The 25,619-nt window shown below is 33.1% G+C and carries 23 protein-coding genes; 16 read left to right on the top strand and 7 right to left on the bottom strand.

Translation table 11 applies throughout. From position 1 onward, the window contains the following. Positions 1-226: 226 nt before the first annotated feature. The 9 genes from ACO6VN_RS10335 to cysC all read left to right on the top strand — a co-directional run bounded on the left by ACO6VN_RS10335 (position 227) and on the right by cysC (position 9,508). Positions 227-943: a phosphoadenylyl-sulfate reductase gene (locus ACO6VN_RS10335; RefSeq protein ID WP_194200419.1), complete on the top strand. Its 717-nt coding sequence runs from the start codon at positions 227-229 to the stop codon at positions 941-943. A gap of 94 nt (positions 944-1,037) precedes the next feature. After that, on the top strand, positions 1,038-2,855 hold the full coding sequence (locus ACO6VN_RS10330; RefSeq protein WP_194200420.1) for an assimilatory sulfite reductase (NADPH) flavoprotein subunit: 1,818 nt from the start codon (positions 1,038-1,040) through the stop codon (positions 2,853-2,855). A gap of 15 nt (positions 2,856-2,870) precedes the next feature. Then, entirely contained in the window at positions 2,871-4,577 is a 1,707-nt protein-coding gene (locus ACO6VN_RS10325; protein ID WP_216683533.1) for an NADPH-dependent assimilatory sulfite reductase hemoprotein subunit, read from the top strand. 14 nt (positions 4,578-4,591) lie between these two features. Further along, entirely contained in the window at positions 4,592-5,362 is a 771-nt protein-coding gene (cobA, locus tag ACO6VN_RS10320; protein WP_017000083.1) for a uroporphyrinogen-III C-methyltransferase, read from the top strand. Positions 5,363-5,376: 14 nt separating this feature from the next. Further along, complete coding sequence (locus tag ACO6VN_RS10315; RefSeq protein ID WP_194200422.1) at positions 5,377-6,141, top strand: sirohydrochlorin chelatase; 765 nt, start codon at positions 5,377-5,379, stop codon at positions 6,139-6,141. 5 nt (positions 6,142-6,146) lie between these two features. Next, complete coding sequence (locus ACO6VN_RS10310; protein WP_194200423.1) at positions 6,147-6,794, top strand: NAD(P)-binding protein; 648 nt, start codon at positions 6,147-6,149, stop codon at positions 6,792-6,794. Next, positions 6,782-7,690, top strand: a complete 909-nt coding sequence (locus tag ACO6VN_RS10305; protein ID WP_422404628.1) for a sulfite exporter TauE/SafE family protein — start codon at positions 6,782-6,784, stop codon at positions 7,688-7,690. Before ACO6VN_RS10310 ends, ACO6VN_RS10305 begins: the two co-directional genes overlap by 13 nt. Before the next feature lie 15 nt (positions 7,691-7,705). Then, positions 7,706-8,884 carry a sulfate adenylyltransferase gene (sat, locus tag ACO6VN_RS10300; protein ID WP_064211723.1) on the top strand — a complete coding sequence of 393 codons (1,179 nt, stop codon included), beginning with the start codon at positions 7,706-7,708 and terminating at the stop codon, positions 8,882-8,884. A gap of 24 nt (positions 8,885-8,908) precedes the next feature. Beyond that, a complete protein-coding gene (gene cysC, locus ACO6VN_RS10295; protein ID WP_194200426.1) occupies positions 8,909-9,508 on the top strand; it encodes an adenylyl-sulfate kinase in 600 nt (199 codons plus the stop codon). A gap of 339 nt (positions 9,509-9,847) precedes the next feature. On the opposite strand, the gene cudC is transcribed toward cysC, so the two are convergent. After that, the gene (cudC, locus tag ACO6VN_RS10290; protein WP_070045202.1) at positions 9,848-10,402 is read right to left on the bottom strand and encodes a choline uptake/conversion transcriptional regulator CudC; all 555 of its coding nucleotides are present in this window, start codon (positions 10,400-10,402) and stop codon (positions 9,848-9,850) included. Positions 10,403-10,609: 207 nt separating this feature from the next. Here cudC and betB point away from each other — a divergent pair, with 207 nt between their 5' ends. Together betB and betA are read left to right on the top strand one after the other, a co-directional pair. Then, positions 10,610-12,100, top strand: a complete 1,491-nt coding sequence (gene betB / locus ACO6VN_RS10285) for a betaine-aldehyde dehydrogenase (RefSeq protein ID WP_194200427.1) — start codon at positions 10,610-10,612, stop codon at positions 12,098-12,100. A 39-nt stretch (positions 12,101-12,139) separates the two neighbouring features. Next, positions 12,140-13,822, top strand: a complete 1,683-nt coding sequence (betA, locus tag ACO6VN_RS10280; RefSeq protein WP_194200588.1) for a choline dehydrogenase — start codon at positions 12,140-12,142, stop codon at positions 13,820-13,822. Between the two features lie 112 nt (positions 13,823-13,934). On the opposite strand, the gene ACO6VN_RS10275 is transcribed toward betA, so the two are convergent. Then, positions 13,935-14,477 carry a recombinase family protein gene (locus ACO6VN_RS10275; RefSeq protein WP_422404627.1) on the bottom strand — a complete coding sequence of 181 codons (543 nt, stop codon included), beginning with the start codon at positions 14,475-14,477 and terminating at the stop codon, positions 13,935-13,937. Between the two features lie 93 nt (positions 14,478-14,570). Between ACO6VN_RS10275 and ACO6VN_RS10270 the strand changes: the two genes are divergently transcribed. The 4 genes from ACO6VN_RS10270 (at position 14,571) to ACO6VN_RS10255 (ending at position 18,184) form a co-directional block, all read left to right on the top strand. Continuing rightward, on the top strand, positions 14,571-16,022 hold the full coding sequence (locus ACO6VN_RS10270) for a SulP family inorganic anion transporter (protein WP_216683531.1): 1,452 nt from the start codon (positions 14,571-14,573) through the stop codon (positions 16,020-16,022). A gap of 20 nt (positions 16,023-16,042) precedes the next feature. Further along, positions 16,043-16,447: a universal stress protein gene (locus ACO6VN_RS10265; protein WP_422404626.1), complete on the top strand. Its 405-nt coding sequence runs from the start codon at positions 16,043-16,045 to the stop codon at positions 16,445-16,447. Positions 16,448-16,567: 120 nt separating this feature from the next. Further along, the gene (locus ACO6VN_RS10260) at positions 16,568-17,641 is read left to right on the top strand and encodes a hypothetical protein (protein ID WP_194200431.1); all 1,074 of its coding nucleotides are present in this window, start codon (positions 16,568-16,570) and stop codon (positions 17,639-17,641) included. A 108-nt stretch (positions 17,642-17,749) separates the two neighbouring features. Beyond that, on the top strand, positions 17,750-18,184 hold the full coding sequence (locus tag ACO6VN_RS10255; protein WP_194200432.1) for a hypothetical protein: 435 nt from the start codon (positions 17,750-17,752) through the stop codon (positions 18,182-18,184). Positions 18,185-18,681: 497 nt separating this feature from the next. On the opposite strand, the gene ACO6VN_RS10250 is transcribed toward ACO6VN_RS10255, so the two are convergent. From ACO6VN_RS10250 to ACO6VN_RS10235, 4 genes are all read right to left on the bottom strand, one after another. Beyond that, entirely contained in the window at positions 18,682-19,659 is a 978-nt protein-coding gene (locus tag ACO6VN_RS10250; RefSeq protein ID WP_194200433.1) for a LacI family DNA-binding transcriptional regulator, read from the bottom strand. Positions 19,660-19,845: 186 nt separating this feature from the next. Next, positions 19,846-21,273 (bottom strand): glycoside hydrolase family 32 protein, encoded by a 1,428-nt coding sequence (locus ACO6VN_RS10245; protein ID WP_422404625.1) that lies wholly within the window; start codon positions 21,271-21,273, stop codon positions 19,846-19,848. A 5-nt stretch (positions 21,274-21,278) separates the two neighbouring features. Further along, positions 21,279-22,574 carry an MFS transporter gene (locus ACO6VN_RS10240; RefSeq protein ID WP_194200435.1) on the bottom strand — a complete coding sequence of 432 codons (1,296 nt, stop codon included), beginning with the start codon at positions 22,572-22,574 and terminating at the stop codon, positions 21,279-21,281. A gap of 159 nt (positions 22,575-22,733) precedes the next feature. Then, the gene (locus ACO6VN_RS10235) at positions 22,734-23,624 is read right to left on the bottom strand and encodes a fructose bisphosphate aldolase (protein WP_194200444.1); all 891 of its coding nucleotides are present in this window, start codon (positions 23,622-23,624) and stop codon (positions 22,734-22,736) included. Between the two features lie 193 nt (positions 23,625-23,817). On the opposite strand from ACO6VN_RS10235, the gene ACO6VN_RS10230 reads away from it, so the two are divergent. Then, positions 23,818-24,159: a DUF4889 domain-containing protein gene (locus tag ACO6VN_RS10230; protein ID WP_194200445.1), complete on the top strand. Its 342-nt coding sequence runs from the start codon at positions 23,818-23,820 to the stop codon at positions 24,157-24,159. 53 nt (positions 24,160-24,212) lie between these two features. Here ACO6VN_RS10230 and ACO6VN_RS10225 read toward each other — a convergent pair whose 3' ends face one another. Continuing rightward, complete coding sequence (locus ACO6VN_RS10225; RefSeq protein WP_016999837.1) at positions 24,213-25,616, bottom strand: PTS transporter subunit EIIC; 1,404 nt, start codon at positions 25,614-25,616, stop codon at positions 24,213-24,215. Positions 25,617-25,619 lie beyond the last annotated feature (3 nt).

Here is a 25,619-nt window from a genome sequence, read left to right as displayed (position 1 = left end):
GATTGTTAATAAGTCAAACATTGGCTTATTGACAATCTTTTTTTGTATTACTTATCTTCAATTAACAGAAAATTAAAAAAAAGAACTGTTGACATGTATGTAACTATCGGGTAAGCTAATCATCATAATTTATTATTCCTAGTAAACATATCAGAATAAAATATTTTTCGGAAATAGCTAAGTTTAAAAATAAATCATTTTTATGTAAAAGGAGGTTATTTAAGTCATGACTAAAGTGTTAACTTATGAACGCTTTGAAACAGACCCGTTTGAAAATTTAAATGCTGATGACGAAACAAAAGGCGCTTATCATATTATTAAATGGGCGTATGAACATTATGGAGATTCCATTGTTTATTCATGTAGTTTTGGTGCTGAAGGTATGATTCTCATTGATTTAATATCTAAAGTGAAAAACGATGCTAAAATCGTATTTTTAGATACAGACTTACACTTTCAAGAAACTTACGATTTAATTGATCGTGTTAAAGAGAGATACCCAAAATTAAATATTGAACTTAAAAAACCAGATCTCACACTAGAGGAACAAGCTGATCAATATGAACCTGCTTTATGGACGAGTAATCCTAATCAGTGTTGTTATATTAGAAAAATAAAACCTTTAGAAGAAGTGCTATCTGGTGCTACTGCATGGGTATCTGGATTGAGAAGAGAACAATCTCCAAGCAGACAAAACACAAACTTTATTAATAAAGATGAAAGATTTAAATCAATTAAAGTTTGCCCATTAATTTATTGGACATGGGATGATGTGTGGGAATACATCGAAAAACATAATTTAACATACAATGAACTACATGATTTTCAATATCCGAGTATAGGTTGCATACCTTGTACATCACAAGTCTATTCATCAGGGGATTCTAGAGAAGGTAGATGGACAAACTTTAACAAAACAGAATGTGGCTTGCACACAAAGTAAAACTGCAAGCTAAAATTTTTAATATTAAAACATAGTATACCAATAAGATTAATTAGTTTTTTAAGTAAAAATTGGACAGGATGAGGTGACATTTTTGGAGTTAACAGTAACGAATAGCCCATTTAATCAACAGCAGTCAGAAAGCATTACTCAATTACTTTCAACACTTACACCAGAACAGAAAGTTTGGTTGAGTGGTTATTTGACAGCTTCACAATTTAAAAATGATTCAAATCAAGCAGTATTAGAACCTACAACAGAAACGAGCGTTGCAACGCTACCGAAACAAAGAGATATTACAGTGTTATACGGTTCTGAAACAGGAAATGCACAAGGATTAGCTGAAACATTAGAAAATAAATTAAAAGAACAGTCATTTAATGTTCAGCTTGAATGTATGGAAGATTTCAAACCAAAGAATTTAAAGAAAGTTGAAGATTTATTTATTATTACTGCTACTCACGGTGAAGGTGACCCTCCAGATAATGCCATCACATTCCATGAATTTATACATAGCAGGAAGGCGCCTAAGTTAAATGACGTTAGATTCTCTGTACTTGCACTTGGCGATGAATCTTATGAATTTTTCTGCCAAACAGGAAAAGATTTCGATAAAAAGTTAGAAGAATTAGGAGCTGAAAGGTTACATCCACGTATTGACTGTGATTTAGATTTTGATGAACCAGCTGAGAAATGGATGGAAGATATATTAAATGCTTTGGCAGTGGAAGCGGGAAATACATCAGATATACCAGCTCAAGTTGATCCAGAACATATTTCAACAACTCAGACTTATTCTAGAACAAATCCTTACGAAGCTGAAATTCTTGAGAACATTAATTTAAATGGACGTGGTTCTAATAAAGAAGTAAGACACATTGAGTTATCGTTAGAAGGTTTTGGCGAAGCATTTGAACCGGGTGATTGTATTGGTATCTTCCCGAAAAATGATCCTGAATTTGTTGAAGAATTAATCGAAACACTCGTATGGGATGCAGACGAAGAAGTGCCGATTAACGAAGAAGGAGATAAGCTGAGTTTACGTGATGCTTTAACGAATTACTTTGAAATTACAAAATTAACAAAACCAATTATTAAAAAGGCGGCCGATATTTTTGAAAATGGTGTGCTATCAGAAAAAGTGAAAAAAGATAGATGGATATATGGATATGTAGAAGGTCGAGATTTTATAGATTTAATCAATGATTTCCCACCAGAAGATTTACAACCTGAAGCACTGCATAAAATTCTTAGAAAATTACCAGCGAGAGAATATTCGATTGCTAGTAGTTACGAAGCAAATCCAGATGAAGTTCATCTTACAATAGGAGCCGTTAGATATCATGCCAATGGACGAGATCGCAAAGGTGTATGCTCTGTTCAATTTGCTGAAAGATTAGAGCCAGGAGACAAAGTTTCTATTTATTTGAAAAAGAATCCAAACTTTAAGTTTCCTAAAACAGAAGATACACCAGTTATTATGATTGGCCCAGGTACTGGTATTGCACCATTTAGATCATATATTCAAGAAAAAGAAGAATTAGAGCTTGGAAATAAATCTTGGTTATTCTTTGGAGAACAACACTTTACAACGGATTTCTTATATCAAACAGAATGGCAAACATGGTTAAAAGATGGTGTGTTAACTAAGATGAACTTAGCATTTTCAAGGGATACTGAAGAAAAGGTTTATGTACAACATCGCATTGAAGAAAATGGCGAAGAACTTTATCAGTGGATTAAAGAAGGTGCAGCAATATACGTTTGTGGAGACGAGAAAAATATGGCGAAAGATGTACATCAATCTCTATTAAACGTTATCCAAAAAGAAGGTCATTATAACGAAGAAGAAGCGGAAACATTTTTAACGAAATTAAAGAAAGATAAAAAGTATCAAAGAGATATTTATTAAGAGGGGGCAAAATATATGAGCACTCACACAGAATTATCTGAGAAATTAGATGAATTAGAGCATATAAAATATAGAAGTAATTACTTAAGAGGTAGCATACAAGAAGGTTTAGATGATGAAATAACTGGTGCTATCGCAAATGATGATACGAAGTTACTAAAGTTCCACGGTAGTTACATGCAAGACGATAGAGATATACGTGACGAACGAAGAAGACAGAAATTAGAACCAGCTTATAGTTTTATGATTAGAGTAAGAGTTCCGGGCGGTACAGCAACGGCAGATCAATGGATTGCAATGGATGATATATCCGATCAATACGCAAATGGAACAATTAAGTTAACGACAAGACAAGCATTTCAGTTTCATGGTATTTTGAAAAGAAATTTAAAAAGTTCTATGCAAAGTATTCACCAAGCGGTTATGGACTCACTAGCAGCTTGTGGTGACGTTAACAGAAACGTAATGTGTAATCCAAACCCTTATCAATCTGATGTACATAAAGAGGTAGATACATTAGCTAGTCAAATTAGCGATCATTTATCACCTCGAACTGGTGCTTATCATGAAATATGGTTAGATGGTGAAAAAGTAGTTGATACAAAAGAAGAAGTAGAACCGATGTATGGAAAAACGTATTTACCACGTAAATTCAAAATTGGCATTGCAGTTCCACCTTCAAATGATATCGACGTTTATTCTCAAGATATTGGTCTAATTTCCATCATTGAAGACGATAAATTAGTCGGATTTAATGTAACAGTTGGCGGCGGTATGGGAATGAAGCATGGTAATACTGACACATACCCACAAGTTGGAAGATTATTAGGCTATATTGATAAAGATAAAGCTGTAGAAGTATCTGAAGCTATTTTAACGATTCAAAGAGATTATGGTAACAGAACAAACAGATTAAACGCTCGTTTCAAATATACAGTGGATAAATACGGTGTTGATTGGATTAGAAATGAACTGAATAACCGTTTAGGTTGGGAAATTGAAGAAGTGAAACCATTTGAATTTGAACATAATGGTGATCGTTATGGTTGGACTGAAGGTAGTGGTAAATGGCACTTTACGCTGTTTGTACAAAATGGTCGAGTTAAAGATACTAAAGATTATCAGTTAAAAACAGCACTTCGAAAAATTGCTGAAATTCACGACGGTGATTTACGTTTAACGCCAAACCAAAATTTAATCATAGCTAATGTTGATAAATCAAATAAAGATAACATTCAAAAAATTATTGATGAATATGGTATTACTGATGGTGAACATTACACAGGATTAAGAAGAAATTCTATGGCTTGTGTAGCTTTTCCAACATGTGGTTTAGCGATGGCAGAGTCTGAACGTTATTTACCAACTTTAATTAATAAAATAGAAGGACTATTAGATGAAGCTGGCTTAAATGAAGAGGAAATTACAATTCGTATGACGGGTTGCCCTAATGGATGTGCAAGACCAGCACTAGCAGAAATTGCATTTATCGGTAAAGCGCCAGGTAAATATAATATGTACCTTGGCGGTGGATTCGCAGGAGATCGTTTAAACAAATTATTTAAAGAAAATATTGGTGAAGATGAAATATTAGAAAGTCTTAAACCAATTCTTATCCAGTATGGAAAAGAAAAAGATGAAGGCGAACATTTTGGAGACTTTGTTATTCGTAAAGATATTATTAAAGAAACTTACTCAGGTCAAGATTTTCATAGTCAATAAAAAGAGGTGGAAAAATGGGCAAAGTATATTTGGTTGGCGCCGGTCCGGGTGATCCAGACTTAATCACAATTAAAGGTATTAAAGCAATTAAACAGTCAAATGTCATTATGTATGATCGACTAGTAAATAAAGCATTACTCGAATATGCGTCTGAAGATACGAAACTCATATACTGTGGTAAAAGCCCAGATAATCATTCACTAAAACAAGAAGAAATCAATGCATTACTTGTTACTTTATCTTTAGAGGGCCAGACAGTCACAAGGTTAAAAGGGGGAGATCCTTTTATCTTTGGTAGAGGTGGAGAAGAAGCGGAAACTTTAAAGTCTCATGACATACCATTTGAAGTTGTTCCAGGTATAACAGCTGGTGTAGCAGCTCCAGCATATGCTGGTATTCCTGTTACACACAGAGATTATAGTTCTTCAGTTGCTTTTGTAACAGGCGTTATTAAAGACTCAGTAGATGAAGATGAATACTGGAAACATCTAGCATTGGGACCGGAAACATTATGTATATATATGGGCGTAAAAAAACTCCCGGAAATAAAAAATATATTAATAAAACACGGTAGAAATCCTAATACGCCAGTTGCTTTAATTCATTGCGGAACATCCAATCAACAAATTACGGTAACAGGAACTTTAAAAGATATTGTTGATAGAGCAAGAGAAATCCAAAATCCAGCAATGATTGTAATTGGTGAGGTCGTTAAATTAAGAGAAAAAATAAATTGGTTCGAAGAAGTCGCTCAAGATAAACATATTCCAGAACTCATGCATTAAATCGGAGGGATACAATGAAAGGTGTACTATACGTCAGTCACGGTAGCAGAATAAAAGAAGCAACGGAAGAAGCAATTTCTTTTATTGAAACAGTGAAAGAGAAGGTAGATGTATCTCTTCAAGAAATATGTTTCTTAGAACTAGCAGAACCTACAATTCATCAAGGTATGCATAAATTAATTGAAAAAGGTGCGACAGAAATATCTGTCATACCAGTTCTTTTATTAAGTGCTGGTCATTATTTTAAAGATATACCTGAAGTTTTAAACGAAATTAAAGTGAAGCATCCAGATGTAGTGTTTACATATGGTCAACCTTTAGGCGTTCAACCTAGATTAACGAATATCATTAATGACCGTCTTAAAGAAACGCATGTGTTACCTCATTCGGATGCAAAACTGTTAGTCGTTGGACGAGGTAGTTATAATCCTCAAACTAAAATAGATATTTCGGCAATAACTGAAACATTATATGAAACGACGTCATTTGATGATGTAGAGGCTTGTTACTTAGCAGCATGTGAACCATCTTTTGAAGATGCGCTAGAATCCGCACTTGATGAAGGTCATTCTCAAATATATATTGCGCCTTATCTATGGTTTACAGGCGTATTGGAAAGACATATTGAGAGCACTGTTCAAAATCATAAATCAAATAGCGATATCATTGTTTGTGAGCATTTAGGTCACCATGAAGCGATACAAGAAGCTTTGAAAGATCGAGTGCTTGAAACGATACACTATGAAGAAATTCGAGAATTTGCATTAAATAAAGGATGATGTAGATGGCTTACGTGCCAATATTGATGAATTTATCCAATAAGACAGTTGTTATAGCAGGCGGTGGGAACATTGCTGAACGCCGTGTAAGAAAGTTAATAAATAGTGGCGCCAAAATTCACGTTATTAGCCCAGACGTTTCTAATTATATATATCGAATGCAAAGTGAACAAAAAATTATTTGGCACAAAAAAGCAATAACGTCTACCGATTTAACGAATGCGGATTTAGTGGTTGTCGCAACAGATGAAGCAGATGTAAACAATCGTCTGAAAGAGGAAGTACCTAAACACACTTTGCTTAATATGACGAGTAACGCTCAAGAGGGAGATGTTATATTTCCCGGGACATTTAAAAGAGGTAAATTGACTATAAGTGTTTCAAGCGGAGGCGCAAGCCCTAAGCTTGTATCGTCGATATTAAGAAATTTAGAAGATGATTATCCAGATGATTATGGTGAATATGTGGATTTTTTAAGTAATTGTCGATCAATCATTAAAGGACTAAATATAGAACGTTTAGAACAAAATCAATTATTAGAAATCATACTTTCAGATAAATATTTTGATAAAAATAAACAGCGAGAATTTATAGAGTGGTTAACGTTACAACCGAAAAAGACTAAAGAAAGGAGTAACATATGCGAAAATTAACGATATTTGCAATCGTGGGGTTCTTAGCACAATTGATTGACGGATCTCTTGGAATGGGATTTGGAGCTACCTCGTCTTCATTGCTGTTAACATTTGGAATCGCACCAGCAATTGCTTCTGCTACGATACATTTTTCAGAAGTTGCAACGACTGCAGCATCAGGGCTATCACATTTAAAGTTTGAGAATGTTGATAAATCGATTATTTTAAAACTCGCTTTACCTGGTGCAATTACAGGGTTTATTGGAGCTGCCGTGCTCAGCAATTTGCACAGTGAATTTATTAAACCGTTTATCGCAATATTTTTACTCTCTATGGGGATTTATATCATTTATCAATTCGTATTTAAAAAGCAAAAAAATAATGAGCTCAATGAAGGTAAATTATCAGGATTTTTACTTGTTCCACAAGGAGCTATTGCAGGTTTTTTAGATGCGATTGGTGGTGGCGGTTGGGGTCCAGTTAACACTCCTTTACTATTATCTAGAAATAAAATAGAACCGAGATATGTTATTGGAACAGTCTCAACGAGTGAATTCTTTGTCACGATTTCTACTTCACTTGGATTTATTATATTCCTTGGGTGGAGTCAGATTAACATCGCACTTGTAGCGGCTTTAGCTTTAGGTGGTGTAGTTGCAGCACCATTCGCAGCATGGTTAGTAAAAACTTTGCCTGTATACATACTTGCTGTATGTGTAGGTGGGCTAATTATATTTACAAATAGCAATTTACTTTTAAATGCTTTTGTAGAAAGTGCTGTAACGATAACAATCGTAAAAATCGGCATCATTATAGTATGGGCAAGTTTAGTATTATTTACACTTTACCAACATCAAAAATTCCCGTTCAATGTACAAACTCAAAAATCTAGTAAAGTAGATCAAATTAACTAATAGGAGTGAAGCATGATGACATCAACAACTCAAACTGTAGAAGAAACGATCAAGCCACACGGTGGTCAATTAATTAATCGTCAAGTTGAAGGTAACGAAAAAGAACAATTAATAGAAGCAGCACAAACATTCCCGAAGATAACTTTAAATCCATGGAGTATCTCTGATTTGGAATTAATTGCTATAGGCGGTTTCAGTCCATTAACAGGTTTTCTAGGGCAAAAAGACTATGAAAGTGTAGTAGACAATTTACGACTAGAAAATGGACTTGTATGGAGCATCCCGATTACTTTACCAGTGACAGAAGAAGAAGCTGATGAATTAGAAATTGGAGATGACGTTGCACTTTATGGTGAGGATGGCCATTTATATGGTGTTATAAAACTTGAGGAAAAATATACTTACGATAAAGCTAAAGAAGCACAAAATGTATATGGTACAACAGAAGTGGACCACCCAGGCGTTAAACGTGTATATGAAAAAGGAAATGTTTATTTAGCTGGTCCTATTCAATTAGTGGCTCGTCCTAAACATGACGAATTTAATGATTTTCATTTAGATCCTACAGAGACTAGAGCACTTTTTAAAGAATTAGGATGGAAGACAGTTGTAGGATTCCAAACGAGAAATCCTGTACATCGCGCACATGAATATATTCAAAAAATAGCTTTAGAATCGGTAGACGGTTTATTGCTAAATCCATTAGTTGGAGAAACAAAGTCAGATGACATACCAGCGGACATTCGAATGGAAAGTTATCAAGTTATCTTAAAACACTACTTCCCAGAAGATAGAGCAAGATTGGTAATATACCCAGCAGCAATGCGCTATGCAGGTCCTAGAGAAGCGATTTTACATGCTTTAGTACGTAAGAACTATGGTTGTACGCATTTTATAGTGGGTCGTGATCACGCTGGTGTAGGTGACTATTATGGCACTTACGAAGCACAAGAATTAATCACACAATATGAAGATGAAATAGATATTAATATATTCAAATTCGAACATGCATTTTACTGCACAATTTGTGAAAACATGACAACAGCAAAAACTTGTCCTCACGATAAATCAAATCATGTACATCTTAGCGGTACTAAAGTTCGAGAGAAATTACGCAACGGTGAACAATTGCCGAAAGAATTTTCAAGACCAGAAGTAGCTGAAGTATTAATTAGAGGTTTGAAAGAAAATTAATCTTGCAAGGAGCGAATAAAAAGTATGAGTACATCTACTAACATAACGTGGCATGATTCCGAAGTTACAAAAGCCGAGAGACAAGAAAGAAACGGACATAAAAGCGTCGTAATATGGTTTACAGGATTATCAGGATCAGGAAAATCTACAGTTTCAGTAGCGTTAGAAAAGGCATTATTTGAACAGAAGATTACATCATATCGCTTAGACGGCGACAACATTAGACACGGTTTAAATAAAAATTTAGGATTTAGTCCTGAAGACAGAAAAGAGAACATACGACGTATAGGCGAAGTAGGAAAGTTGATGGTCGACGCAGGTGTTGTCACAATGACAGCATTTATTTCTCCATACGAAGAAGATAGAAATATCGTGAGAGATATATTAGAAGATGGAGAGTTTATAGAAGTATATACAAAATGCAGTTTAGACGAATGTGAAGCAAGAGATCCTAAAGGTCTGTACAAAAAAGCAAGAAGCGGAGAAATTAAAGAATTTACTGGAATCAACGCACCATACGAAGAACCATCTAATCCAGAAATTACAATAGATACAGAACAACATAGCGTAGAAGAAGCGGTAGAAGAAATAGTAGCTTATTTGAAAGAACATAAATATTTGTAAGTAAGAGGCTTGAGAGCCGAAACCATACCCCTAGGTAAGTAAGCAACCCTTAAATAATAATCCATAAGGTAGAAAACAGAGGACCTCCTGAGACGGTAAAGGATGTTCTCTGTTTTTATTGGATTCAGAATATAATTGGATGTAATGTTGCAAGCCGAGTGTCACATGCAACATACTAGTGTCCTAAGTTGCAAGGCGAGTATCACGTGCAACATATTGGTGTCCTAAGTTGCAAGACGGTCATCACGTGCAACATTCAATATCTCCCGATACCGACACAATACAAAAAAGCTCTACTCATTAGATATCCGAACTAATGGGTAGAGCCTTTCTTTGAAATTAATCTTCTTCGTCTTCTGGTATTGGGAAGTATTTATAAATTTCTCCTGTTTTGAAGGCTTCACTAATATTTGAGAGCCACTTGTAATAATTTTTGGACTCTATTAGTTGTGTGTGAATAGCAATCGCATCCTCTTTAGTTTCTGCGTCAACATCATCTGCATCAATAATTTTTTGGAGTAATACCACTGCTTCTTTTAGTGAATCCATATTAATCGTAATTTCTCTATCCCATTTTTTAGGGAAGAAATTGTTAAAGAATATGAAAAAATCTTTTTCAGCCATGAAGTGTTGTTTTCTACTGCCTCTAGTGAATTGTTGTTTTACAAGATCGAACTCTTGTAGTTTCTTCACGCCGGCACTCATACTCGGTTTACTCATTTGAAGTTGTTCCCGCATTTCATCTAATGTCATACTACCTTGGAAAACCATCGTGCCATATAGGTTGCCAACACTTCTATTAACACCGTATAAATCCATCGTCTCCCCGATGCCATTTATTACGATATCTTTAGCTTGGTCTAATTGTTTTTTGTAGTTATCTGAACTTGCCACTACCTACACCTCCAATAATTACTTTAATTGTATCATGAATTCTTTTACATTGTAGTTGCTTTTGTTTAGCTTGTCTATTTGAAATACAGTGATACGCCATGCTTCAAATATTAAAAGGTGATTTGACGACCTTTCAATTTATATGCTAACATAAGTTTGTAAAGTTCGTTAAATAAAAATTTAACAAAGTTAACGGAGGTAAGTTTTATGGGATATGTAAATAATTTGTCTACGCGTCAATATATTGATGGCCAGTGGGTAGAAGCTTCAAATAATGCTACTCGCGACATCGTAAATCCATATAATCAGGAAGTAATTCTAACTGTTTCGGAAGGTACAGCAGAAGATGCAGCTAAAGCTATTCAAGCATCTAAAAATGCTTTTGAATCTGGTGTATGGGCTGATGAAACAAGTGAAAATAGATGTCAAAAAGTAAGAGAAATCGCTGATTTAATTAAAGAAAACAAAGATGAATTAGCAGAGCTTGAAACATTAGATACAGGTAAAACATTAGAAGAATCATATGCTGACATGGATGATATTCATAATGTGTTTATGTATTTTGCTGGTCTAGGAGGTAATGATGGTGGTGAAATTATCGAATCACCTATCCCTAATTCAGAAAGTAAAGTAGTGAAAGAGCCAGTTGGGGTTGTAACTCAAATTACACCTTGGAACTACCCATTACTACAAGCTTCATGGAAAATAGCTCCGGCACTCGTGACGGGTTGTTCGTTAGTAATCAAACCAAGTGAAATCACACCGTTAACAACTATTAAAATTTTCGAATTAATGGAAGAAGCTAATATTCCAAAAGGTGTTATCAATTTAGTTCTTGGTAAAGGTTCAGAAGTAGGAGATACATTAACATCACATAAAGATGTAGATTTGGTTTCATTTACAGGTGGAATTGAAACAGGTAAACATATTATGAAAAAGGCTGCAGATCATGTTACAAACATTGCGTTAGAGCTTGGCGGCAAAAATCCTAATGTTATTTTCGAAGATGCTGACATTGAACTAGCGGTAGATCAAGCATTAAATGGCGGGTATTTCCATGCTGGACAAGTTTGTTCTGCGGGTTCTCGTATTATTGCCCACAACGACATTAAAGATGAATTTGAAACAGCTTTTATTAATCGCGTGAAAAAAATCAAACTAGGTAATGGTTTTGATAAAGATACAGAAATGGGACCACTTATTTCTAGTGAACATAGAGATAAAGTTGAAAAATATATAGAAGTCGCTAAAGAAGAAGGTACAACAATTGCTGTTGGTGGTAAGCGACCAGATAGAGAAGACTTAAAGGATGGTTTCTTCTTTGAACCGACAGTTATAACAAACTGTGATACTTCTATGAGAATTGTCCAGGAAGAAGTGTTTGGGCCTGTCGTTACAATCGAAGGTTTCTCTGATGAAAGTGAAGCTATACGTTTAGCAAATGATTCTATTTATGGTTTAGCTGGCGGTGTATTTACTGAAGATATAGCTAAAGCAAATCGAGTTGCTAATAAATTGAAAATGGGAACAGTTTGGATAAATGATTTCCATCCATATTTTGCTCAAGCACCGTGGGGCGGCTATAAGCAATCAGGAATTGGTAGAGAATTAGGTAAAGAAGGATTAGAAGAATATTTAATTTCAAAACATATATTTACCAATACAAAACCTGAACCGGTTAATTGGTTTAGTAAATAAAATACAACAATGAAGTGTAAAATGCAGGAGGATAACATGATGAAAAAATCTTATGATTATATTATTATCGGCGGAGGTAGTGCCGGTTCAGTATTAGCAGGTAGATTAAGTGAAGATAAAGATAAAACAGTTTTAGTTTTGGAAGCAGGAAGAAGCGACTACCCTTGGGATTTACTTATACAAATGCCTGCAGCATTAATGTATCCTTCAGGTAATCGTTTTTACGATTGGAAGTATGAAACTGAAGGAGAACCTCACATGGGTGGTAGAAAAGTATCACATACAAGAGGTAAAGTGCTTGGTGGATCAAGTTCTATCAATGGTATGATTTATCAAAGAGGTAACCCATTAGACTATGAAGGTTGGGGTTCAGTTGAAGGAATGGAAACATGGAAATATGCTAACTGTCTTCCTTACTTTAAAAAATTAGAAAAAACATTTGGTTCCGATAAGTCTGATCAATTCCGAGGAAAAAATGGTCCAATTAAATTAAGAAGAGGCCCAGCAAAGAACCCATTATTCCAAGCATTCTTTGATGCAGGTGTTCAAGCGGGATATAACAAAACACCTGATGTTAACGGATTTAGACAAGAAGGATTTGGACCTTTTGACAGCCAAATTCATAATGGTAGAAGAGTTTCTGCATCAACAGCATATTTGAGACCAGCAATGAAGAGAAAAAATTTAACTGTTCAAACACGTGCGTTCGTTACAGAAATTAACTATGAAGGTAGAAAAGCTACTGGTGTGACTTATAAGAAAAATGGTAAGAAACATACAGTAGGAGCTGGAGAAGTTATATTATGTGGTGGTGCTTTCAATACGCCACAATTATTACAGTTATCAGGTATAGGTGATTCAGAACACTTAAATTCATTAGGTATTGAAACACGTGTTCATTTACCTGGTGTAGGTGAAAACTTCGAAGACCACTTAGAAGTATATGTACAACATGCATCTTCTAAACCTGTTTCACAGCAACCAAGCTTAAATAAACTTAAGATGCCTTTCATTGGCTTACAATGGATATTTGGTCGTACAGGTCCAGCTTCTAGTAACCATTTTGAAGGTGGAGGATTTGTAAGATCTAACGATAAAGTAGAATATCCTAACTTAATGTTCCACTTCTTGCCTTTAGCAGTACGCTATGATGGACAAAAAGCAGATACTGAACACGGCTTCCAAGTACATATAGGGCCAATGTATTCAAATTCAAGAGGTAGTTTGAAAATTAAATCTAAAAATCCATTTGAAAAACCAAAAGTTGTCTTCAATTACTTATCGACAAAAGAAGACGAACAAGAATGGATTGAAGCAATAAGAATAGCAAGAAAAATATTAGCACAACCAGCACTTAAACCTTTCAATGATGGTGAAATATCACCAGGACCATCTGTACAAACAGATGAAGAAATTCTAGATTGGGTTAAAAAAGATGCTGAAACAGCATTACACCCATCATGTAGTGCGAAAATGGGGCCTGCTTCAGATCCTATGGCAGTTGTAGACCCATTAACAATGAAAGTACACGGAATGGAAAACTTACGTGTAGTAGACGCATCAGCAATGCCGCGTACAACTAATGGAAATATACATTCACCAGTGTTAATGTTAGCAGAAAAAGCAGCAGACATCATAAGAGGAAGAAAACCATTAGAACCAGAAGAAATAGATTACTATATACATGGCGTACATCCTAAAGATGCTGGCGTAATAAAATAAAAGAAAATATAAATCATAAAAACCAAAAAATAAAATGAGGATGAGCCAAAAATCATTCAGTAATAATACTGATGAATTAGAGCTCAGCCTCATTTATTTATGAAAAACTATATTATTTATTTAAATGTCTATATAGAGTGGCTCTACTAATGTTCGTTTCTGCTTTAATTTCTTCTAGTGTATATTTTTTAGAGTGGTACATTTCTATCGCGTTTTTTAAATTAATGTCATCTCGTTGAGGTCGACCAATGCGTTTACCACTTGTCTTAGCCTTCTCCATACCAACTTTTGTTCTAAATTTGATGATATCATTTTGAAATTGAATCACTTTGCTGAGCGATTCGATAAAAGTCGTATGATAATCCGGGCTAATTGTAAGGTTAATGTTCTCAACATAAATAGTAACATTTATTTCTTGGGCAATTTGTATAAGTTCTTCAAGTTGTGAAACTGAATCAGCTAGAGTACATAAATCGGTAATGTATAAATGGTCGCCATCGTTTAACTTACTATAAAATAAAGAATTTATTTCTTTACGGTTTTCTGTGTTGGAATGCGATTCTTCAATTAATTTATCAACTTGATTGGATAATTTTAATTTTTGTTGTTCTAAAGAATCATAAATTTCTACTGGTCTTGTATAACCATACTTCATATATTTCACCTCGATAGTTCCAAAAAGGTATACATTTGAAACTCTTTTGTTTATAATGACTTTATTAAAAATATAAAAATAGGAGTTTAGATTATGTTTGAAAATTTAAAAATAGAATGGTTTTCAAATCCTAGTAAAAATATTCTAGCAGGTATCGTAGTAGCTTTAGCACTTATACCTGAAGCGATAGCTTTTTCAATTATAGCAGGTGTAGACCCTATGGTGGGGCTTTATGCAGCATTTATTATTGCGACTACTACATCTATAGTAGGTGGTCGTCCTGCTATGATTTCAGGTGCTGCTGGTGCAGTGGCTCTTATTGTTACACCACTAGTTCGAGATCACGGTGTTGAATATTTATTTGCTGCAACAATACTTATGGGTATTATACAGTTAATATTAGGGATTCTCAAAATCGGTAGGCTTATGAAATTTATACCTAGATCAGTAATGATTGGTTTCGTGAATGCTTTAGCTATTTTAATATTTATGTCTCAGCTTGAACATATATTCGGCATATCAATTAGTACTTATATGTATCTCATTATTACTTTATTAATCGTATATATTGTTCCAAAATTCTTCAAAACTATTCCAGCACCTTTAATTGCAATCATCATTTTAACCGCTCTTTATATGTATACCGGAGCAAATGTAAGAACAGTAGGAGATTTAGGTTCTATAACGAGAGCTTTTCCTCATTTCCTAATACCAGATGTTCCATTTAATGTAGAAACTTTTAAAATTATTTTCCCATTTTCATTATCAATGGCTGTTGTTGGGCTAGTTGAAAGCTTGTTAACAGCAAAAATAGTAGATGATGCTACTGATAGTTATAGTAATAAAAATAAAGAGTCACGTGGACAAGGTATAGCAAACGTGATTACAGGTTTATTTGGTGGTATGGGTGGTTGTGCTATGATTGGACAATCTATAATAAATGTTAGATCTGGTGCTAACAGCCGTTTATCAACGTTTACAGCAGGCATCGTACTTATTTTCCTTATTATTGTATTAGGAGATATCGTCGTGCAAATTCCAATGCCTATACTAGCAGGTATTATGATAATGGTATCGGTTGGTACATTTGATTGGCAATCATTTAAATATATTAAACAAGCACCAAAATCTGATGCAGTAGTCATGTTACTCACAGTTATTATCGTTTTATTCACAAATAATCTTGCACTTGGTGTCGTTGTTGGTGTCATTTTCAGTGCATTGTTCTTTGCTACAAAAATATCTAACGTTAGAGTAGAATTAAACCAACAAGATAAAAATTATTTATATTATTTTAAAGGACAAATATTTTTTGTTTCGATAGATTCAATGATGGAGCAATTAGATTTTACAATCGAAAACAGTCATATTGAATTAGATTTTACAGATGCACATTTATGGGATGATTCAGCAGTTGATGCAATTGATACCATCGTTAAAAAGTTTGAAGATAAACAAAATAGTGTATACGTTAAACAATTAAATGCTGATAGTAGAAAAATCATCTCTGAACTTAGTCAATTAAATGAAAGACATTTAAACTAATATACAAAGGAGAGAGTAACATGTATAAATCTATTTTATTAGCTGCCGATGGATCAGAAAATAGTTATAGAGCAGCTCAACAAATATTAAATATTGCAGAATCAGATACTCACGTAACAATATTAAATGTAGTAGAAATAGACGAATCAAAAACAGTGATTTTACATGGGGCAAATTCAAATCAGCAACAAAAAGAAAAACTTTCACAAATCACTCAATTTCTAGAAGAAAATCATATAAAACATAAAATCGAAATAAAACATGGAGAACCAGCACAAACCGTCGTTAATGAAGCAAATCGTCATCAACATGAAATTATCGTACTAGGGACAAGGGGCTTGAATAATTTTCAAGAAATGATGATGGGCAGTGTTTCTCATAAAGTAGCCAAACAATCAAAAATACCAGTTTTAATTGTAAAGTAACGGAATGTAAAACATTCCGTTATTTTATTTAATAAAATTAATTTGAATATTCAATAAAAAGCATTGCACAACTATGATACACTTTATATATTATAAATTTTAGAAAGGGATTTTGTACAAATGAGCGTAGATACTAGAGCGGCTATTAAAGTAGCATTAGCATATTTAAGTTTTATTGTAGGTGCTGGTTTTACCACCGGCCAGGAGTTATTACAATTTTTTGTTAACTATGGGAATTATGCATACATAGCAGCAATTTTAACAGGAGTTATAGTTACATTTGGTACTAGACAAATTTCTAAAGTAGGATATCGACTAGATGCAGATACATATGAGATTTCACTAAATAACATATTTGGGGATATATTAGGTAGAATAATTGATTACTTAATTATTTTCTTCTTATTCGGTTTAACAGTTATCATGATAGCAGGAGGAGGTTCAGCACTTAAACAGGGTTTTGACATTCCTATTTGGATTGGTTCACTCATTATTGTTATATTGTTATTTATTGTTTTGCAATTAAAATTTGAACGAATCATGGATATATTAGGAATTGTAACACCCTTCCTAGTTATAGCTGTATTTATTATAGCTGGTTATAACATTATAAATCCAACAATTTCTTTTTCAGATGTAGATAAACATATTGTACCATCCAAAACTTCTAGTTCTGTATGGTGGTGGGATGCAGTCACTTATGGTGGGCTTATTATTGGGAATAGCTTCAGTTTCTTAACAATAGTAGGTAGTAAAGCTATAAGTCACAAGACTGCTAGAAGAGGAGCTTTTTATGGCGGTTTAACTTTTAGCATATTACTTTTAATTATGATTGCAGGATTATTAGCTAATATTGAAATAGCTAATACAGTTGATATTCCTACGTTGTTATTAGCAAATGATATTCATCCGATTTTAGGTGTTTTAATGTCTGCTGTAATGGTTGGAGTTATATTTAATAGTTGTATTGGCATGTTATACCCATTCTTAACTAGATTTACAAATCCAAAATCTAATAAATATGTTGTTTTACTAACTATTTCTCTAATAGTTTCGTTTGGATTGAGTTTCGTAGGATTTGTTGATTTAGTAAATTTTGTTTTCCCATTATTCGGTTATATAGGACTATTTATTACGTTAGCATTATTAATTAGATGGATTTATAATAAATTCTCCAAAGAAAAATTAATGTAATAAATTAAAAATGCATAGCCATATATTGGCTATGCGTTTTTTTGTATTGCTTTATATATCGCAGTTATATACAGTTAATTGTACATATACACTTTTGGGGGTGTGGCAGTGAACTGGTTATGGTTATGTTTACTCATAATTTCTGTATATCCATTTATACATGTTGTTGTGTATCATCCATTAAAGTTAGCAATGGGTGAAATGGTTCATGTAAAGAGAAAGGCGACATTAGCTACTATTATTGTGATTATAGCTTGTTTAGTTATATTTTTTGGTATGGCTTATTTCTTTAGGTTCAACACATGGAAAGTAAGTTTATATAATACAGCTTTAGATATGATTTATATCATAGCACCATATTTATCTATCGTTATCATGATATGCGCACTTGTGATTATAATTGAAAAAATAATAAATATAAAAGAAAAATACGCTATTATTCATATTATCGCTTGTATATTAGTCATCATGTTGCACGTTGCGATGTGGGTACAATTATATGATGTTTGGCAACATTTAAAAGAAATCATTTATCGGGTTTGATGAATGTTTAAAAACCAAACGAGCTAGGGAGATAAATCTTTAGCTCATTTTGGGGATAGGAGAGATCAAAATAGCAAGAGTTGAAATTGTTCTTGGATTAACAACGACAATAATCCAAGAACACGCACCTTTATTGGATTAACGACGACAATAATCCAAGTAACCATACTTTTGTTGGATTAACGACGTCAATAATCCAAGTAACCATACTTTTGTTGGATTAACGACGTCAATAATCCAAGTAACCATACTCTTATTGGATTAACGACGTCAATAATCCAAGTAATCATACTTTTGTTGGATTAACGACCGCAATAATCCAAGTAACTATACTTTTGTTGGATTAACGACCGCAATAATCCAAGTAACTATACCTTTCTTGGATTAACGATGACAATAATCCAAGAACACATACCCTTATGAGGTGTATCCCAAAAGTTGAACCAAAAAAAAGAGCCTAAAACATAAAAAGTGTCTCAAACTCCTCCATATTACTATTAACATGTACTTCCATTCCAAATTGAAACAGGAAGTATATATTCAGATAGTGTTTCTTGTTTTTCAAGCCTTAGATTTAAGACTTCAAGTGCTTTATTGGCTATTTCTTCAATAGGTTGGACTATTGTTGTTAAGTTTGGAAACATATTACGCATAATTTTAGAACCATCATATCCGACAATAAGTAAATCTTCAGGAATGTTTTTATTGAACTTTTTAGCAATTTGCATGATAAGTAATGCGTCTACATCGTTTGAAGCGAATACACCATCTACATCTGGGTGATCTATAAATATTTGGTTGAAGATTCCAGTTTTCTCTGTGTAAGAGATATTAAAATCTACAGAATAGTGAATAGGTTGAAGTCCATGATATGTCATTGTTTCTTCATATGCTTCTCGTCTTCTGTTTGCAGGTGTATCTAAAGTATCTGGACCTGTTGTATGTATGATTTTTTTAGCACCTTTTTGAATTAATTTTTCTGTAGCTTGTTTACCGCCTGAGTAATTATCAGATTCGATTACTGGTATGTCTTGGTTCATAATTCTATCGATTGCTACTATAGGAAGGTTTTCATTTTGATACTGTTGAATATTTTGGTTATGTGTACCAACGATTAAACCATCGACTTGATTTGATAAAAGTTGATTTAAATAGTTTTTCTCTTTTTCAGGATCATTCATTGAGTTCCCAATTATAACTTTATAACCTTGGGAATATAGCTTTTTCTCTAATTCTTCTACAAGTTCTCCAAAGAAAGGATTACTTACTGCAGGGAATAATAGGCCTATAATATTAGTCTTTTTATTATAAAGCTGACGTGCGACAGTGTTAGGTTGATAGTTTAATTTTTCCATAGCATCGTATACTTTATCGATTGTTTCTTGACTTAAATAGCCACGTTTATTTAATACTCTAGATACTGTAGTTTTTGATACATTGGCTAATTTAGCAACATCATCTAATTTAGGTTTCATATTTTAATCCTTTCGCCATAGTATTGAAATTCATTATTCATCATTATATCAAACATTTAGTATTTGTATCGTTAAATACTAAATGAAAATCATACTGGATTATAAATATGGTATGTTATATAAACGAAAAAACCATCAAAGTAGACACTAAAAGTGAAAACTTTGATGGTTTTGTAAATACGTATATTAAAATTTGATTGCTTGATTATTTAGTTCATAAATTTCGTAGTTCGTTGAAACTGATTCTGAAGCATTTATCCAAACTTGTGGATTTTCTTCTAAATAATATCTTTCTGTGAACACAGCTTCTCCGTCATTAATGAATATCTCTATAGAACTTGTATCGATAAATATGCGCAAGTTAACTTTGTCATCGCTAAGAATGTTGGCATACCTTGTATCATCTGTATCTTTGCGATATAACTCAAATTCATTACTGTTAGCATTATATTTCAAGCTTAAAATGCTATTGCCATTTTTATCAGTTAAATAAAATGATGTTTCAGCATTTTGTTCTGATGTGAATTTGTGTTCTAAATTAATTTCTACATGAGAAGAATCGTCTATTAATAAAAGGCCATCTTTTAATTCTATGCTGTCTGAATTTAGTTTTTCATTTCTCAGTGATTTCAATTCTTCAACAGGTTTCATATATATTTTTTCGTTTTTAATGTGTACTTCTCTTGGTAAAGTTAATGCTCCAGCCCAGCCATCTTCTTTTTCAGGCATGTCACTTTCCCACATCGCCATCCAAGCAATGAGGATTCGACGACCATCAGGCGCTTGAGTTGTTTGAGCTGCATAGAAATCATGTCCGAAATCTAATTCTTGGAAATTACCTCTATTAAACTCTGTGTTGTCTTCATTGAATTGACCAGCAAAATAACCATTTTGGAATAAGTTTAAATATTTTTTCTCTTCTTTGTCTATACCTTGAGGTGAACATAATAAAATATCTTTACCATCTAATCTAAATACATCAGGGCACTCCCACATAAAGCCTTCTGTTTTTAAGCCTTTAGATTTACTTGGTGCACCAATGTATTCCCAATTTAATAAGTCGTCAGATTTATAAAGAATAATTCTACCTAGACCATCTTTTTCTTGGCTTCCTAGTACCATATAATATTTATCATTTTCTTTCCAAACTTTAGGGTCTCTAAAGTGATGAGTATTATCTTCTGGCTCAGAAGCAATTACTGGATTATTTTCGTATTTAGTAAAGTTTATACCATCTTTACTGTAAGCCATGTTTTGGTTTTGCCAGAAGTTATCCGGGTCACCATCGCCATAGTAGTGATGACCTGTATAGAATAAGTATAAAGTATCATCTTTAACAATAGCACTTCCTGAGAAGCAACCATCTTTGTCTTCTGGAGAACCAGGAGCAAGTGCTATCGGTAAGTCTTCCCAGTGTACTAAATCCTTACTTCTTGCGTGTCCCCAATGCATTGGCCCCCATTCTGCACTATATGGATAATGTTGATAAAAAATATGATAATAGCCATTAAAATAACAAAATCCATTAGGATCATTAATCCAACCAGATTTGGCCATCACGTGGTAGCCTAACCTATATCTATCATCTGTTAATTGTATTTGTTCATTTGTCATGTCAATTATACCTCTTTCCTTTTTATTTGATTTTGACGAATAAATGGGTCACCATAAACATCTTCGTCATCCTTTTTAAATGCGAATATCGCGAAAATTCCTGATATTAAAGCAATTCCTGAAATCACTAAAAATGTGTTGCTGTATCCTATGTTATCTCTTAGCTTTCCTAAAGGTGTTGATAATATAACTTGTCCAATTTGGGCAGCTATTTGGAACCCAATCATATATAAAGTGGCTGACAACTTAGGATTAAAATGTAGCGTAATATATCTAAACATTGGAAGCATAAATAATGGTACTTCAATAGCATGCATCATTTTAATAATCGAAATCGTAAATGGCGTAGTTAATACACCACTGAGTCCGATTCTAGCAACCATTACACAAACACCAAGCAATAAAGTATTTCTAACGCCTAATTTATACATGATGATAGGCACAACGCCCATCATTAAAGCTTCGAAAAATACTTGAATAGAATTTAACGTACCATACATTTGTTGGCCGGTTTCAGGTGAACTGAATAATTGTGTGTAAAAATCTGGGAACATTTGTTGGTCATAAATTGTATAGAACGACCATGAGAACATAATAAAAATAACGATTACCCATAAGTGGGGTAATTTAAGTAAATCAAGCATCTCTTTGAAACTCGGAATAGAACTATCAACATCCTCATCGAGAATTTCATCTTTAGCTTTATCTTCTTGTTTAGGTTTCCAAAATATTAAATTTAATAATAAAAATAAACCTAAAATTGAACCTATCCAGAAATTATACTCTGGGTTTTTAACAAATAAAAATCCTGCAACTAAAGCTGATATAGCGTAACCAAACGATCCCCATGCTCTCGCTTGACCATATTTAAAATCAAAATAACGACTAAAACGTTCTGAAACAGCTTCGTAAATACCAGCAGCTGAAAGGAAGCCAGCAGATAGAAATAGTGAACCAACTATTATTCCAATCGTAAAGTAATTTTGAATGAGTGGTGCATAAATCCATATAAAAAATGGACCTACTAACGTTGACATCGTAGCACAGAAAATAAGTAAACTTCTCTTTAATACTAATTTATCCTGAAGAATACCATATGCGAACATTAGAATTAAAGTTACGAATGAGTTGGCTGAATATATCGTACCAACTTCACTACCAGATAAACCTAGACCATTTTTTTCTGAGGTAAGCCAAATTTGAAAGAATGACCACCAAATGGACCATGACGCGAAAAATATTAATAAAGTAAATGAAGACTGCAAGTAAGACTTGTTCTTAAAAGTTTGAAACATTTGCATAATACCTCCTGAACCTTGAAAGGGCTTTCTTATAAAGAAGTGTATATTTAAATAACTAATATGTCAACCGGTTAACATATAAAATTTAAAAAATAGTATCAATCATTTTTATGAAATTCAAAATGATTGATACTAAATTAAATATGAGTTTTATATTTATTAATTTTTATTAACTGAAGCGTCGTAGATTGATTCTACAGCGTCTGCTAAGCCTTTATCGAATTCTTCTTTTGATTGTCCTGCGAATAAGTCTGTAACTAATGCGCGTGAGAAACTAGCGATTAAGCCTTCATTTTCTTTTAATAATTCGTTTGCTTTATCTCTTGAATAACCTCCAGATAAGGCAACGACACGAATTACGTTTGGATGTTCTATCAATGATTTATATTGATTAGGTTTTGTTGGAATTGTTAATTTCAACATCACGAATTGATCATCGTTTAATTTATCTAATTCTTTAGCAATTTCCTCAGTTAAAATATCTTCAATTTCTTCTTTATCTTTAGCGTTGATATTAACTTCTGGTTCAATAATTGGAACTAAACCTGCTTCGATAATTTGTTTTCCAATTTCAAATTGCTGTTGTACTACTTTAGTAATAGCGTCTTTATTAGCTTCTAAAATATTTGAACGCATTTTAGTACCGAAAACATTGCGATCTTTAGCGCGCTTTAATAGTTCGTCTAAACCTTCTATTGGTTTCATTAACTGAACACCATTTTCTTCATCAGCTAGACCTTTGTCTACTTTTAAGAATGGTACAATACCTTTATCAGCTAAATAATTAGATGTATATTTACCTTCTACTTCACGATCCATCGTTTGCTCGAATAATATAGCACCTAAAATTTTATCAGCGTTAAATGCTGGAGATGTTATGATACGTGTTCTCATTTCGTGAACAAGTGTAAACATTTCATCTTCACTATTATATTGATCTTCATCAATACCGTAGTCTTTCAATGCTTTTGGAGTACTACCACCACTTTGATCTAGTGCTGCTATAAAACCTTTACCGTTTTTAATTTTATCAAATTGTTCTTGGCTCATTTTTTCCACTCCTTATGATTTTCTACATGTACAGTATGATGAATAATAAAAGTTATCGCAAGTATTTAAGTTTTATGAAAAAATATTATGTATAAATTAGTTTCTGCAATTATGTCGAATTTAAGAAGTTTAAGGCTATGTCATTTCATAAATTAGACTAACGCTTTATTATAGAGGATAGGGAGGTTTCTCAATGAATAAAAAATACGCAATTGCACTTATTTCTGGTTTAGCTCTCGTAGCAATCGCTGTAGCCGTATTGTTGATGTCTTCAACACAAAAATCTACTTATTATGGTTACATGGAAAATAGCACTACAGCTGAAAAAGTAGTAAGTGAAAAAGATAATAAAGTAACAGAAAATGTTAAAATTAAGAATACAGAAGACTTTAAACCTAAAAAAGGTGACTTTGTAAAACTTATTTCTAATGATGACGGTAAAACTTATTATAAAAAAGATATAGTAAATCATGACGATATTCCACATGGTCTTATGATGAAAATACATGAAATGGATATGGACATGGACATGTAATAAAAACGCCAAAATCATTTAGATTTTGGCGTTTTTTTATAAAATAATGTTAATTAGGTGTTATCCATTTCTTTATTAAATTCCTTAACAAGTTTAGTTACTTCTGGTCCGATAATTATTTGAGCATTATGTTTATCAATGATTACAACACCGTGAGCGCCAGTTTGCATTATTTTTTCTTTGTTTATCAGTGAGGTATCTTTAAGTTCTAATCTTAATCTAGTAATACAGTTTTCATATTCTATCACATTTTCTTTAGTACCTATATTTTCTAATATTTTCTTGGACATATATTGATATTGGTTATGCGATAAAGATAAATCTTTTTCTTCTTCGGACTTTTCTTCATCAAAATTATTGTCTTCAATTTGGCCGATTATTGAAACTTTTCGCTTAATAATATAGAAGTAAAAAGTAATAAAATAAAGTATGAAAAATCCTATACCTACTGGAATTATCATCCAGCCTTTATCTGATAAACTTAGGTTCAATACATAGTCAATGATGCTGCCACCCCAAGAGAATCCTTCCCTAATGTGCAAGTAGTATAAGGTCATTCCTGCTAATCCAGTATATACAGAATGTATAAAGTATAAAAATGGTGAGGTAAATAGAAATGTAAATTCAATAGGTTCTGTTATACCTGCGACTATAGCTGTAAAACTACCAGAACCCATTAAAGCTTTTGTATTTTGTTTATTGTATTTTGCTGCTTTGGATATGGCAAGAGCAATGGCAGGTACACCGAACATTATTGAGACAAAATATCCACTTAGGAAATAACCTGCTGTAGGATCTCCGTTTAAAAATCTTGTAACTTCTCCATGAACAACTTCTCCTCCTGATGTTTTAAAGTCTCCAAGACCAAAATAAATATAAGTATTTAACACATGGTGTAATCCAAATGGAAGTAAAAATCTATTTAAAAATCCATTTATAAATACTCCTAGTCCTCCTAAAGTTACTAGTGATTGAGCTAGCCAATCAATTGAAGACTGAGCATAAGGCCAAATTAAAAAACATATACCTGTTACAGGTAACATAAGTACTATAATTACAGTTATGGGAAAATTCTCTCCAGAGAAAAATGAAAAGACTTTCGGTAGTTCTACATCTTTAAATTTATTGTAGACCCAAGCTGCAAGAAGCCCTGAAATGAGTCCTCCAAATACACTCATGTTCAAATCAGAATCAAGTAAATTAAGTCCTTCTTTTAGTATAGATATTGCAATAAAACCAGCTAGTGCAGGGATTCCTCTATCTTTAGTTTTTGATAACCCCATCGCTATACCTATTGCTATAAGAATATCAATATTATTAAATATTGCTCCGGATGCTTGAAATAGTTTCCAGTCCAGTAAATCTTCTGAACTAATTCTAAAAAGTATACCAGCTGCAGGTAAAGCTACTATTGGAATCAGCATTGATTTACCAAGCTTTTGTAAGAATCTCATCATAAC

It is taken from the genome of Mammaliicoccus sp. JADD-157 (assembly GCF_049310805.1).
GTDB lineage: Bacteria > Bacillota > Bacilli > Staphylococcales > Staphylococcaceae > Mammaliicoccus > Mammaliicoccus lentus.
Note: the sequence above shows the minus strand (reverse complement) of the source record. Positions and strands in the feature narration are given on the sequence as shown.

Coding starts and splice junctions, on each gene's coding strand:
- ACO6VN_RS10240 (WP_194200435.1), bottom strand. CDS start 22,574: ATGCAAATGTTTCAAACTTTTAAGAACAAGTCTTACTTGCAGTCTTCA.
- ACO6VN_RS10230 (WP_194200445.1), top strand. CDS start 23,818: ATGAATAAAAAATACGCAATTGCACTTATTTCTGGTTTAGCTCTCGTA.
- ACO6VN_RS10250 (WP_194200433.1), bottom strand. CDS start 19,659: ATGAAACCTAAATTAGATGATGTTGCTAAATTAGCCAATGTATCAAAA.
- ACO6VN_RS10305 (WP_422404628.1), top strand. CDS start 6,782: ATGCGAAAATTAACGATATTTGCAATCGTGGGGTTCTTAGCACAATTG.
- ACO6VN_RS10260 (WP_194200431.1), top strand. CDS start 16,568: ATGAGCGTAGATACTAGAGCGGCTATTAAAGTAGCATTAGCATATTTA.
- betA (WP_194200588.1), top strand. CDS start 12,140: ATGAAAAAATCTTATGATTATATTATTATCGGCGGAGGTAGTGCCGGT.
- ACO6VN_RS10225 (WP_016999837.1), bottom strand. CDS start 25,616: ATGATGAGATTCTTACAAAAGCTTGGTAAATCAATGCTGATTCCAATA.
- ACO6VN_RS10335 (WP_194200419.1), top strand. CDS start 227: ATGACTAAAGTGTTAACTTATGAACGCTTTGAAACAGACCCGTTTGAA.
- ACO6VN_RS10235 (WP_194200444.1), bottom strand. CDS start 23,624: ATGAGCCAAGAACAATTTGATAAAATTAAAAACGGTAAAGGTTTTATA.
- ACO6VN_RS10315 (WP_194200422.1), top strand. CDS start 5,377: ATGAAAGGTGTACTATACGTCAGTCACGGTAGCAGAATAAAAGAAGCA.
- ACO6VN_RS10270 (WP_216683531.1), top strand. CDS start 14,571: ATGTTTGAAAATTTAAAAATAGAATGGTTTTCAAATCCTAGTAAAAAT.
- ACO6VN_RS10275 (WP_422404627.1), bottom strand. CDS start 14,477: ATGAAGTATGGTTATACAAGACCAGTAGAAATTTATGATTCTTTAGAA.
- ACO6VN_RS10310 (WP_194200423.1), top strand. CDS start 6,147: ATGGCTTACGTGCCAATATTGATGAATTTATCCAATAAGACAGTTGTT.
- ACO6VN_RS10245 (WP_422404625.1), bottom strand. CDS start 21,273: ATGACAAATGAACAAATACAATTAACAGATGATAGATATAGGTTAGGC.
- cysC (WP_194200426.1), top strand. CDS start 8,909: ATGAGTACATCTACTAACATAACGTGGCATGATTCCGAAGTTACAAAA.
- ACO6VN_RS10325 (WP_216683533.1), top strand. CDS start 2,871: ATGAGCACTCACACAGAATTATCTGAGAAATTAGATGAATTAGAGCAT.
- betB (WP_194200427.1), top strand. CDS start 10,610: ATGGGATATGTAAATAATTTGTCTACGCGTCAATATATTGATGGCCAG.
- ACO6VN_RS10265 (WP_422404626.1), top strand. CDS start 16,043: ATGTATAAATCTATTTTATTAGCTGCCGATGGATCAGAAAATAGTTAT.
- sat (WP_064211723.1), top strand. CDS start 7,706: ATGACATCAACAACTCAAACTGTAGAAGAAACGATCAAGCCACACGGT.
- cobA (WP_017000083.1), top strand. CDS start 4,592: ATGGGCAAAGTATATTTGGTTGGCGCCGGTCCGGGTGATCCAGACTTA.